Origin of the sequence: Marinobacter alkalisoli (assembly GCF_045449855.1) — a bacterium.
Lineage (GTDB): Bacteria > Pseudomonadota > Gammaproteobacteria > Pseudomonadales > Oleiphilaceae > Marinobacter.
Genome location: NZ_JBJJLC010000037.1, coordinates 61,616 through 73,494 on the forward strand (window position 1 = coordinate 61,616; position 11,879 = coordinate 73,494).

Consider the following 11,879-nt stretch of genomic DNA (forward strand, 5'->3'; position numbering starts at 1 on the left):
GCGGGGGAGGGGCCGGGGGAGAGGGGGCATGTTAAAAGCGGCAGCTACGCCAGAGCTGCCACCCTTATCAAACATAAGGAATCAACGACTCCCCATACAAATGCAAATCCTCCAGAATCTGCTGCTTCTGCGGCGTTAACCCGGGATCCGCCGCCAAACGCTGTAATTCATTCCCATAAGCCTCCAATGACCGCCAGCCCTTCTTGGGCTGCATCAGCCGCTGGCTGCGAAACACTTCCCAGCGCTCCATTTCTTCCCCGATCAGAGTGCTGGGGTAGTTCCTGGCGCGGTAGCGGAACAGCATTTCCTGGAGCCGTTCGTCCTCAAAGCGAACATCCAGTTCCTCCAGATTCTCCACCGGTTGCTCCAGCACCCAGTTCAGTTTTTCGCGGTCGGTTTTGCTGATAAAGCCGCCGGCGTAGAGCTGTTCGTCCGGGTCGGTCAGGTCGCTGCCTTCGAAATCCCGGTCAAAGGCTTCAGCAATGCGGGCGGGCAGGTCCGGGGCCTGGCGCAGCAGGGCCAGGTTGGCGCGCAGCTGCTCGCCATCCAGCGCCAGTTCTTCCAACCTCTCCGGCGAGAGCGTCGACAGCATATTGGCCGGCGCCAGCACCGGGCACTTGTTCAGCTGCACCCCTTTGAGCGCAAACCGGCTTACCCCCTCCCCCAGTTCCGACTGGGAAGTAAATACCCGCTCACGAATCTGGTCAGCGGTGGCGTTGATGAGTTCGCTGGGATCTTCCCGCAGGTCGTAGACAATCACCAGGTTCTTGTTGGTGGGGTGATCCGCCACCGGGGCCACCATGGCGCAGCAGCCCCGTGACGCCGGATACTTCGCGGAAATGTGAAACACCGGCTTTATGGAAGCGGTATCCAGCATGGCGCGGGCGGAATGCTTGTCCTTGTTGTTCAACACGAAATCGAACAGCTTGGGCTGCTTTTCCTTGACCAGCTTCGCCACCGCAATGGTCGCTTCCACATCGGACATGGCATCGTGAGCCGCTTCGTGGGCAATGCCGTTCGCAGCCGTCAGCTCCTCCAGCCGGAAACTGGGGCTGCCGTCTTCCTTGCGGGGCCAGTTGATGCCTTCCGGGCGCAAGGCGTAGGTCAGCCGCACCATGTCGATGATGTCCCAGCGGGAATTACCGTTCTGCCATTCCCGGGCGTAGGGATCGCGCAGGTTGCGGTACAGGGTGTGGCGGGTGACCTCATCGTCAAAACGCAGGCTGTTATAGCCCACCACGCAGGTACCCGGCTGGCTGAAGGCTTCATTGATCTGCGCAATGAACTCCGCTTCCGGGAAACCGTCCTGCAGGGCTTTCTGGGGCGTAATTCCGGTGATCAGACAGGCTTCCGGCGAAGGCAGGTAATCGTCCGTCGGCTTGCAGTAAATCACCAACGGGTCTTCGATGATGTTCAAATCCGCATCCGTGCGCACACCGGCAAACTGCGATGGCCGGTCATGAACCGGGTCCACACCGAAGGTTTCATAATCGTGCCAGTAGAAAGAACGGATCACCGAAAGGACTCCTGCGTCAGGTTAATAGACCAAGCGCAGTGTAGTGTAATCCGACAATCAAAACATCCCGGTACCGCGATCAATATAATGCGTCTGCTCCCGGGGCACGCCATTCTCAAACACCTGCTGATCCAGCGTCATACTGGTGGGCAGATTAAGAAACACCCCCTTGGCCGCTTCAATCACATTCCCCCCATCGGGACTTTGCCAATTCACCCCCTCGCGCTGAAATGACAGGAAGAAATCATTGGTAAAGCCGGGAGCCTCCTCACCGTTATCCGTACCAATATCCATGGAACGCAGGTAACTTAACGGCGCACACTGCACACCCGCGCTGCAGTCGGTGGAATCACCGGCAATACCAAAATGGCTGGCTCGGTATTGGGTGGCATTGGTATTGGCATCAAACAAAGTCGCGGCGGTGGGGTTGCCGTCGGCATCTTCAATCTGAAGGCCGATGTTGCCGCTGAAGGATTCCATATCCGCCGAAATCGTGCCCCGGGCCTGTTTGAAGCCCATGCGGAAACCGGCCAACTGGTCATCCACCTCCGCCAGTTCGATATACGGCTTCAGACCCTCAAACGGAACCGTGTCGCCAGCGGCATAGGTTTTACCATTCACCCGCTGAACGCCATCCTCACGGGCGATATGACCCAGCGCCACATTCGTGGCCTGGAAATCGGCGCCACCATCAATGCCGCCCAGCGTCACGCTGTCTGCGTTCACACGGGTCTCCGCATCAATCGTCAGCGACATGCGGGTAAACTGGTGAGCTCCGTCATCCAGGTTCTCGATTGTCATCAAGCCCTGCCCCTGCACCTCACTCATTTCCTGATCGGAAATGGGCTCAAGCTCCGCCTGGGCAACGGGCGCAATACCCAGGCAAACCAGTGCGAGGACAGCGTATCCGTACGCATCCTGTTTCATTGTTGTGTCTCTGATTAGTGTCTATGAGCCTGCTACTGCAATTTCGACGCCCAGCTCACCACTGCCCGCGGTGTTATTGGAATGTTCCCCGCTTTGGACAGACGGCACTTTCTAATGCTTCGTATTTGTAATGTTATGTATCTTATTGGCCGTGAAAGCACTATAGCCCAGGCGTTCAGGCCAATAGAGTGAGCGGGTTCACATTGGGGGATGACGGAAGGTTAAAGAGGGAGGAGTTTGATGTGGGTCACAGATCCCCTCTCCCCAACCCCTCTCCCTCGAGGGGAGAGGGGCTAAGGCACTTACGCTACTTCGGCGTACATTCCCCTCTCCCCTCGCGGGAGAGGGGTCAGGGGAGAGGGGGCAAGTACGTCAGTCCTGCTGCCAGCTCTGCACAGCTTCCTTACCATGCTTCTCACGCCACTCGTTCAGAGTCTTGTGATTGCCGCCACGGGTCTTGACCACTTCACCGGTGTGCGGGTTCTTGTAGGTCTTCATCGGACGCTTGGGACGGGAACCGCCAGCCGTGTCTGCCTTGGCGCCGGCAACGGACGGGTCAATCGCGCCCAGAATCTGCAGAACGTCTTTCGGGGACTTGTCATAAGACTTCATCAGATCACGAACCTTGTTTTCAAACTCCAGTTCGCGCTTCAGAGCCTGATCCTGCTCCAGCTGAGCAAGTTCAGCGGAGAGCTTTTCCATAAGCTGTTTTTTCTGGTAGTAATCGTTAATCTTTGCCATGAATAAAAACCCTTATGTTTAATGACGAAAAGTCACCGCAAATAATAATTTAATTATTCATTCAAGGCAAAGTTATTTATTTACCAGTCATTAATAAAAAACCAGCCGAATGGCTGGTTTCAAATCACACTGATCCAAACATGACTTAAAGCCGTAGATCCGCCTCACCCAATGGCAACACCCCTTTCAGGTCAAACAGAACGCCATTATCTTTCAGGTAAGCACGAAGTTCCGAAGATGAAAGCGATGCATATTCACGGTGAGGAACTGCCAGCAATACCGCATCATAATCGCCGGCATTGGGTTTATCGACCAGCGAAATACCGTATTCATGGCGGGCTTCATCGTTGTCAGCCCAGCAATCGGTAATATCCACGTTACAACCGAACTCTCGCAACTCTTTTACCACATCAATAACGCGGGTATTGCGCAAGTCCGGGCAGTTTTCCTTGAAAGTGAAACCCATTACCAGTACCCGCGCATGAGCAATCGTATGGCCTGCCTTGATCATGGCTTTGACCAGCTCAGATGCGGCATAGGGGCCCATATTATCGTTCACACGGCGGCCCGCTAGAATGATTTCCGGGTGATAGCCAATAGCCTCAGCTTTGTGGGTCAGGTAGTACGGATCCACACCAATGCAGTGGCCGCCTACCAAACCGGGTTTAAAGGGCAGGAAGTTCCATTTGGTTCCCGCTGCAGCCAACACTTCATGGGTATCAATCTTCAGGCGGGAGAAAATCATCGAAAGCTCATTCATCAACGCGATATTCAAATCACGCTGGGTGTTTTCAATCACCTTGGCAGCTTCCGCTACTTTGATTGAGCTCGCCTTATGGGTCCCGGCGGTAATAATACTCGCATAAAGGGCATCTACTTCATCGGCAATTTCAGGCGTAGAACCGGAAGTAACCTTCATAATAGTGGTTACACGGTGCTCTTTATCGCCAGGGTTAATTCGTTCAGGGCTGTAGCCGGCGTAAAAGTCCTGGTTAAACTTCAAACCGGAGACTTTCTCCAGAACCGGAACACAGACCTCTTCTGTCGCCCCCGGGTACACCGTCGACTCATAAATAACAATATCGCCCTGCTTAAGCACCTTGCCCACACTTTCACTGGCTTTAACCAGTGGCGTCAAATCAGGCGATTTATATTCATCAATGGGCGTTGGAACGGTCACAACATAAACCTGACAATCGCGGATTTCATCCACAGAATCGGTGAATGACAAACCACTGGAAGCGGCCAACTCATCAGAAGACACCTCCCGGGTAAAATCCACGCCGTCTTTCAGTTCTGCGATGCGCCTTGCGTTGATATCAAAACCAACCACTTCGCGCTTTTCTCCAAACGCAGCAGCCAGCGGCAAACCGACGTATCCCAAGCCAACAACGGCGATCTTCTTCATCATTAAATGAATCCTGTTAAAACGAAATCTTTCGAGCCTATTGGGGGATCATTATCCCTGTTACGCCCAAACCTTGAAACCTGTTTTTCAACGCCACCTTCGCGCCCCTGTCTCCATGCACAATCCGAATCTCCGCAGGCGGTTGCGGAATACCCTCAACAAACCGAACCAGATCCGATTGCCCCGCATGGGCCGAATAACCGCCCACCTGATGCACACGAGCGCGGATATCATAACGTTCCCCATCCAGCGCCACCCAGCCACCACGGGGCCCGTAGGTCAGAATATCCCGACCTGGCGTGCCCGCAGCCTGATATCCCACAAACAACACATCGTTGCGCTCATCCCCCAGCAACGCCTTCAGGTAATTCACCACCCTACCCCCGGCACACATCCCGGAGCCCGCCAGCACCACACAGGGGCGGTGGGTACTGGCGAGGTATTCCACGGCCTCCAGGTGATCCTTGTGGTCGTTGATGACCGTCAGTTGCTCGAAGGACAGCGGATGGCGGCCCTGTTGAACCAGTTCCGAAGCTTCCGCATCCCAGAAGGGTTTCAGTTGGTCGTAAATGCGGGTGAATTCTGCGGCCAAGGGGGAGTCGACGACGATTTCGAGGTTGTTCCAGGTTAGCTGGTTTGTCGGATTACGGCTGCGCCTATTCCGACCTACGGGGGCGTGCTCCGACACCCCGGCGTTGATCGGAGCCTCCCCAAATTCGGCAATCAAACTCTCAATTTCATACAACAACTCTTGCGTCCGCCCGATACTGAACGCAGGCACCAACACCGTACCGCCATCTTCAAGGGCATGTTCCAACACCGCCTTCAGCCGATAACGCCGCGTTTCCCGATCTTCGTGGTCCTTGTCGCCGTAGGTACTCTCAATCACCAACCGGTCGGCACGCTCCGGCGAAGCTGGCTCCGGCAACAACGGCGCATGGGGTGCGCCCAGATCACCGCTGAATACAATGCGCTCCTGCACATCACCGTCACGGGTATCGCACTCCACATAGGCCGAACCCAGAATATGCCCGGCCCGCTGCAACCTCACCTTCAGGGCATACTCTCCCTCATCAAACACCGAATGCCACTGGCCATAAGGCACCGCCACAATCCGCGAACGAATCAGGCCCAGCACTCGTTCGATCAGTGCCCGGTCCCGGGTGAAGCCAATCTTCAGGGCATCTTCCAGAATTTTCGGCAGCATGATGGCCGAAGGCTCCGAGCAAATAATCGGCCCTTCAAAACCGGCAGCAAGCAAATAGGGAATGCGACCAACATGGTCGATATGGACGTGGGTAACAATCAGCGCACGAATGTGGTCAATGGAGAAATCAATGGCGAGACTTGTGGCATTCGCGCCCTTGCTCGCTTCTTCGCCCTGGAACAAGCCGCAGTCAATCAGGACGCCGGCAGGGCCAATGTCGAGTTCGTGGCAGGAGCCGGTGACGCCAGTGGTGGCGCCGTGGTGTTGAATATCGATCATCTAAACATCCTTGTTTAAACATTTGGTGGCCGCTTGGCGGTTTTGTTGGATTACGGCTTCGCCTAATCCGACCTACGGTGTGGGGCGTTGAATCGTAGGTCGGATTAGCGAAGCGTAATCCGACACAAATCAAACAGGCAACCGCCGAACATTCCCTTCGGCCGAAATGTCCTCCACAACTTCGAAGCCACTACACCAAACCAAATCCGCCACATCACTATTAGGCGCATACCCGGTCGGCGCAGTGCGAAGAACCTCAACCATACCTTCGCAATCAAAACTCTGGCTGGCGCGCATCAGCTTATCCAGCGTCGCTTCCATGTCCTCCCAGGACATGGACACTTCCCGGGCCATCATAATCCGGGGGTTGGCAGTTCCCTGCGGATCGTCCCCGATCAGCAGCTCTTCATACAGCTTCTCACCCGGGCGAAGACCAGAGAACACCACCTCAATATCCCCATCGGGGTTATCCTCGGTTTTCTCATCAAGCCCCATCAGGTGAATCATCTTCCTGGCGAGATCGGCAATCTTGACGGGCTCCCCCATATCCAGAACGAACACCTCACCACCCTGGCCCATACTACCGGCCTGAAGCACCAGTTGGCTGGCCTCTGGGATGGTCATGAAATAACGGATAATATCCGGGTGCGTTACCGTGACAGGCCCACCATCGCGGATCTGATCCCGGAACAACGGCACCACAGAACCGGACGACCCCAGCACGTTCCCAAAACGCACCATGGAAAACACTGTATCATTCTGCCGCTGCGCCAACCCCTGCAGCACCAGTTCAGCCAAGCGCTTGCTGGCCCCCATGACATTGGTTGGTCGCACCGCCTTATCCGTGGAAATCAAAACGAATCGCTCAACCCCCGTGGCAATCGCTGCCTCGGCTGCATGCCAGGTGCCGAACACATTGTTCTGAACGCCCTCAATCACATTATGCTCAACCAGCGGCACATGCTTATAAGCCGCTGCGTGGTACACCGTCTGGATACCGAACGCCCTCATGATCACGTCACAGCGGCGACGGTGGGTCACACTGCCCAACAGCGGGTGGAGTTCAACATTCAGCCCTTCAACCCGGTTGATGGATTGTAGTTCGCGCTCAATTGCGTAAAGGGAAAACTCGGACTGCTCAAACAACACCAGCACCCGGGGCTTATGCCGAAGAATCTGGCGGCACAATTCGGAGCCAATAGAACCGCCTGCTCCAGTTACCATTACAGCCTTCTGATAGAGACTGTCCGCCACCAGAGCGGTGTCTGGTCGCACGGGATCACGCCCCAGAAGATCTTCGATTTCCAGGTCCCGGATATCATTAATCCGGGCCTGACCGGCCACCAATTCGGACATGGAGGGTACGGTCTGAACAGGTATGGTCAACGGTTCCAGACGCTTGAGCAAATCCTTACGATTTACCTTCGAATCCGCATCCAGCGCCAGCAAAATTCGGCGCACGCCGTGCTTTTGGGCGTGCTTGGCAATATGCTCAATACTCACCACTGGCAGGCCGTTAATCATGGCCTTGTGGTTTGCACGCTGGAACGACACGAACATTACCGGGCGATATTCTGTGCCTTGGCTCAATGCAGATGCGAGCTGCATGCCGGTTTCACCGGCACCGACAATGGCGACGGCCTCTTTATCACGCTGACGGGGATGATTCACGATCATGCGAACGCCCAAACGTGTACCGCTAACAAACAAAAACGCCAGCGCACCGTAAATTATCGGCACAGATCGGGGAATGAAAACCTGGAGCAGATACCCCAGAACAATGAGTGAAAGACTAGAGAGAACAACCCCATAGATGATCGTGAGGAATGCCTTGTCTCCGAGGAAACGAATAACAGCCCTGTAAAGGCCCAAGCGGATAAATACGCCGATGGTGAAAACGACAGTTATGGCCGCAACGATGGCCTGATCCCAATTTGGCACCCACAAATGCTGCTCCAGGCGCAGCGCAAAGGCCGCCCAGATGGCAAAAAATAAAACAACCATATCAGACGCAACCGATATGATCCGTTTTTGAAAGCGTGGCAAATTCAGAAACGCTTTGACCATTCTCAATCCTTTAAATGATCACGCTCGTTATCAAGCATCACTTGCGTTAACACTTCACAGGTTTTATCGATCTCTGCCTGCGTGAGCGTAGGATGAACCAGGAACATCAAGCTAGTCTCGCCCAACTCCCGGGCTACGGCCAGACGTTTCTCTGGTCGCCAGCCGGTACCGTCAAAGGCCTTCTCAAGATACACTTCAGAGCATGAGCCAGAAAAGCAAGGCACGCCCTGTTCATTAAGTGCCTTCATTACAGCGTCTCGGTTTCCGGTCTCGACGAACACATAACACTTATAAGCGGCGTGCTCGATGCTCTCAGGAATATCAGGAACCCGCAAACCCGGTAGTTGCCTCGCGGTATTCCAGATCTGCCGAGCATTCCTATTCCGTGCTTTATGCCATTCGGGCATTCTCTTAAGCTGGATACGACCGATCGCGGCCTGTATTTCCATCATTCGCCAGTTCGTACCGAAAGAATCATGCAGCCATCGGAACCCCGGCGGGTGTTCGCGCTCGTAAACGGCCTCCCAACTCTTGCCATGATCTTTAAATGACCACATTCTGGACCAAAGCGCACGATCATTAGTAGTTACCATTCCACCTTCACCCCCGGTGGTCATGATTTTGTCCTGGCAGAAAGACCAGCAGCCCACGTCACCGAGTGTCCCAACCGACTGCCCTTTGTACTTCGCCCCGTGGGCCTGCGCACAGTCCTCAATCAGGTACAACCCAAATTCGTCTGCCAGCGCCCGGAAGCCATCCATATCACAGGGCCAACCTGCCAGGTGAACACACACAATCGCCTTGGAACGCGGAGTGAGAACTTCGCGAACGGTCTCAGGTGTGATGTTCTGTGAATCTCGGTCTACCTCAGCAAACACTGGCGTTGCACCCGCCGTAACAATACTCGACACAGACGCAAGAAAAGTGCGGGGAGTCACAATCACTTCGTCCTCTTCACCGATCCCCAATCCCTTTAACGCCAGGTCGAGTGCAACAGTTCCATTTGCTACCGCAATGGCGAACGCAGAATCGGCAAACGCTGCGAACTCACGCTCAAAGTCCCGACCTTCCTGCCCAGTCCAATAGTTGACCTTGTTGGAGAGGAGAACATCACGCGCGGCATTGGCTTCCTCATCAGTAAAGGAGGGCCAAGGAGAAAACGGTCCATTTAACATTTTTTACTCAGTGGTTCGAGAAATTCAAAAAAACATAGATTACAGATATTGATCAGCGAGCAGTGAATACTTTTGCAGGATTACCAGCCACGGTTAATCCGGGTGGCACAGCTTTGGTAACCACAGCTCCCATACCAACCACGGCGGCCTCACCCACCTCAATCAACTGCCTGACAGAAGAACTCGCACCAACCCAAGCAAGTTTTCCAAGCGTTACTCCACCAGCCAATACCGCGTTCGGGCTAACGTGGGCAAAGTCACCAATCACACAATCATGTTCAATGACCGCACCAGTATTCACAATACAGCCATCACCAACCACAGCGCAGGCATTCACTACCGCATGTGCAAACACCACGGTGCCGTCTCCGATGTTTGCATGGGGACTTACAACCGCAGAAGGATGAACAATCGAAGCAAATGACGCTCCTGCAGCCAAAAGCTCCCGCTGCTTTGCCAGACGAATCCGGTTATTTCCAATCGCGACTACCACGCCATCAAACAAGGTGAGGTCATCCAGCAACCCCTTGGTATCACCCCCAACAGCCCAAGGACCATTCTGCTTAAGACCTGGCCAAGCGTCATCAAAGAATACAACCTCTCGCCAGCCAGCCAACTCAGCAGCATCTGCCACAACCTTGCCGTGCCCACTGGCCCCAATAATGGCCAATCGCATTAATCTTTGCTCCCGGTAAATTTGGACATAGTCGCCTCACCCTGACCACTGATTCCATCCCGAAACAGTACCTTCTTCACTGTCAGAAAAAGAATTTTCAGATCAAGCCAGAACGAACGGTTGTCCACATACCAGACATCCAGCCGAAACTTATCTCCCCAGGAAATGGCATTACGACCATTCACCTGCGCCCAACCAGTGATACCCGGCTGAACTTCATGGCGACGGTACTGCTCTTTGGTGTACAAGGGCAGATATTCCATCAACAGCGGGCGAGGGCCTACCAGGCTCATATCGCCCTTTAAAACGTTCCATAGCTCTGGGAGTTCGTCCAGGCTGGTAGATCGGAGAAAGCTCCCAAAAGACGTCATTCGTTGGTTATCCGGCAGCGCGTTTCCGTGCTTGTCGACAGCATCCAGCATGGTTCGAAATTTAACCATCTGAAAAGGCGCTCCATCTTTACCCGGGCGAGTCTGTCGAAAAAATACCGGGGAACCGAGCTTTAACCGAATCAGCAATGCGACGACAAGAATCACCGGTAACAAGAAACCTAACGCAAAAAAAGAAAGAAAAAGGTCAAACATTCGTTTCATAAAAAACAACTCTCTCAACTAACATCCTCTGGGCCAAACAACAAACATTCGAGGCGTTTTGCAAGCAGAGAGTAATCGTAATGTTCCCGCGCCGCTCTCTTTCCATTGCCCCCCATTTTAGCCAGCTCCTCAGGAGTTTTTTGATGAAGGTTCATTATGGCTTCTGCCAACGCTTCTGGATTTTCTGCAGGCACAGTTACGCCAGCACCAAATTTCTCTACAGGATCTTCGCCACCCGAGAAAGCATGAATTACCGGCTTTCCCGAGTAGAAGTACTCCGGAACCTTATTAGCCCCAATTCCAAAACGATACAGCGACTCATCTTTCCACCCGATAAAGCATACATCAAACTCCTCTAATACAGACGGAACCTGAGCCTTCGGAACCGCTGGCAAAAACCGAACGTTAGCCAGACGTTCTCGCGCAACTCGTTCCAGCAGTCGTTCTTTTTCTTTACCGTTACCTACAAGAACAAAAATAATTTCGGTTTTATTGCTAAGCAACGCCGCCGCCGACAGCAAGCAGTCCAGGGCATTCGCAACGCCGATCGTACCCGCATACCCCACTACAAACTTGTTATCGGGAATCTCGACAGCCACTTCCGGGTCAAGTTTCTCGCATGATTCGATTTCGCTGAGTGAGACACCGTTTGGAATCCATGCAAACTTCTCAGGCGCCATTCCTCTTTCGACCATATGATTAACAGCCCCAGGAAGATTGGAAATAACACAATCAGAGACCCTGTAAGCCCTGTCTTCGACCCACTGAAGGAAACGGACGAAGGGGTGTCGTTGCGATACACCACCAATCTCAGTCAAGGTTAAAGGCCAGATATCCCGAACTTCAAAGGTGAGAGGCACTTGGTAGTAGCGTGATAGCCGTTCAGCACTTAATATCCCGACCAATGAAAGCGACGAGTATAAAATCGCATCCGGTTTCTGCTGGATAAATCTTTTAAGTCCCAGCAGCCTGTAGGCAAATATTGACCAATTAAGGATTCGACGGCTATTGTGCGCATCGTTGTATACGGGCACTTTGATCCGAATTACATTGAGGTTGCCTGCCGTGGACATCGTGTATGTCGATTCGGGTTGGACTGGTGAGTGAAGTAAATGGTGAAAACTCGCCATTATCAGGTACACGTTTACGCCATTAGCGGCCAGTTCTTTTGCCAATAGGTAGTGTCGTCCGCCCATACCGGTTTCAGGCGTTGAGGCATATTGGTTTATTATCCAGACGGTCTTCGTCATAATTTTTTACTAGAGGTGGATACTTGTCGGACAACACTCA

General features: G+C 53.6%; 10 protein-coding genes. All 10 read right to left on the reverse strand.

Translation table 11 applies throughout. The annotated features are described in order from the left end of the window. Positions 1-67: 67 nt before the first annotated feature. A complete protein-coding gene (gene sbcB / locus ACJO5Y_RS14890; RefSeq protein WP_406988273.1) occupies positions 68-1,516 on the reverse strand; it encodes an exodeoxyribonuclease I in 1,449 nt (482 codons plus the stop codon). A 57-nt stretch (positions 1,517-1,573) separates the two neighbouring features. Next, entirely contained in the window at positions 1,574-2,443 is an 870-nt protein-coding gene (locus tag ACJO5Y_RS14895; protein ID WP_406988275.1) for a hypothetical protein, read from the reverse strand. Between the two features lie 372 nt (positions 2,444-2,815). Further along, on the reverse strand, positions 2,816-3,184 hold the full coding sequence (locus ACJO5Y_RS14900; protein ID WP_406988276.1) for a histone-like nucleoid-structuring protein, MvaT/MvaU family: 369 nt from the start codon (positions 3,182-3,184) through the stop codon (positions 2,816-2,818). Between the two features lie 145 nt (positions 3,185-3,329). Further along, a complete protein-coding gene (gene tviB / locus ACJO5Y_RS14905) occupies positions 3,330-4,592 on the reverse strand; it encodes a Vi polysaccharide biosynthesis UDP-N-acetylglucosamine C-6 dehydrogenase TviB (protein ID WP_406988446.1) in 1,263 nt (420 codons plus the stop codon). A gap of 37 nt (positions 4,593-4,629) precedes the next feature. Beyond that, positions 4,630-6,078 (reverse strand): MBL fold metallo-hydrolase RNA specificity domain-containing protein, encoded by a 1,449-nt coding sequence (locus ACJO5Y_RS14910; protein WP_406988277.1) that lies wholly within the window; start codon positions 6,076-6,078, stop codon positions 4,630-4,632. Between the two features lie 129 nt (positions 6,079-6,207). Beyond that, positions 6,208-8,145, reverse strand: coding sequence for a polysaccharide biosynthesis protein (locus ACJO5Y_RS14915; protein WP_406988279.1), 1,938 nt, complete (start codon positions 8,143-8,145; stop codon positions 6,208-6,210). A gap of 2 nt (positions 8,146-8,147) precedes the next feature. Then, positions 8,148-9,320: a DegT/DnrJ/EryC1/StrS family aminotransferase gene (locus ACJO5Y_RS14920; RefSeq protein ID WP_406988281.1), complete on the reverse strand. Its 1,173-nt coding sequence runs from the start codon at positions 9,318-9,320 to the stop codon at positions 8,148-8,150. Positions 9,321-9,372: 52 nt separating this feature from the next. Continuing rightward, on the reverse strand, positions 9,373-9,996 hold the full coding sequence (locus tag ACJO5Y_RS14925; protein WP_406988283.1) for an acetyltransferase: 624 nt from the start codon (positions 9,994-9,996) through the stop codon (positions 9,373-9,375). After that, a complete protein-coding gene (locus ACJO5Y_RS14930; protein ID WP_406988284.1) occupies positions 9,996-10,589 on the reverse strand; it encodes a sugar transferase in 594 nt (197 codons plus the stop codon). Before ACJO5Y_RS14930 ends, ACJO5Y_RS14925 begins: the two co-directional genes overlap by 1 nt. 14 nt (positions 10,590-10,603) lie before the next feature. Beyond that, positions 10,604-11,839 carry a glycosyltransferase family 4 protein gene (locus ACJO5Y_RS14935; protein ID WP_406988285.1) on the reverse strand — a complete coding sequence of 412 codons (1,236 nt, stop codon included), beginning with the start codon at positions 11,837-11,839 and terminating at the stop codon, positions 10,604-10,606. Positions 11,840-11,879 lie beyond the last annotated feature (40 nt).

Bases quoted from the DNA above. Each gene is read 5' to 3' on its own strand.
- ACJO5Y_RS14895 (WP_406988275.1), bottom strand. From the start codon at position 2,443: ATGAAACAGGATGCGTACGGATACGCTGTCCTCGCACTGGTTTGCCTG.
- ACJO5Y_RS14900 (WP_406988276.1), bottom strand. From the start codon at position 3,184: ATGGCAAAGATTAACGATTACTACCAGAAAAAACAGCTTATGGAAAAG.
- tviB (WP_406988446.1), bottom strand. From the start codon at position 4,592: ATGAAGAAGATCGCCGTTGTTGGCTTGGGATACGTCGGTTTGCCGCTG.
- ACJO5Y_RS14910 (WP_406988277.1), bottom strand. From the start codon at position 6,078: ATGATCGATATTCAACACCACGGCGCCACCACTGGCGTCACCGGCTCC.
- ACJO5Y_RS14915 (WP_406988279.1), bottom strand. From the start codon at position 8,145: ATGGTCAAAGCGTTTCTGAATTTGCCACGCTTTCAAAAACGGATCATA.
- ACJO5Y_RS14920 (WP_406988281.1), bottom strand. From the start codon at position 9,320: ATGTTAAATGGACCGTTTTCTCCTTGGCCCTCCTTTACTGATGAGGAA.
- ACJO5Y_RS14925 (WP_406988283.1), bottom strand. From the start codon at position 9,996: ATGCGATTGGCCATTATTGGGGCCAGTGGGCACGGCAAGGTTGTGGCA.
- ACJO5Y_RS14930 (WP_406988284.1), bottom strand. From the start codon at position 10,589: ATGAAACGAATGTTTGACCTTTTTCTTTCTTTTTTTGCGTTAGGTTTC.
- ACJO5Y_RS14935 (WP_406988285.1), bottom strand. From the start codon at position 11,839: ATGACGAAGACCGTCTGGATAATAAACCAATATGCCTCAACGCCTGAA.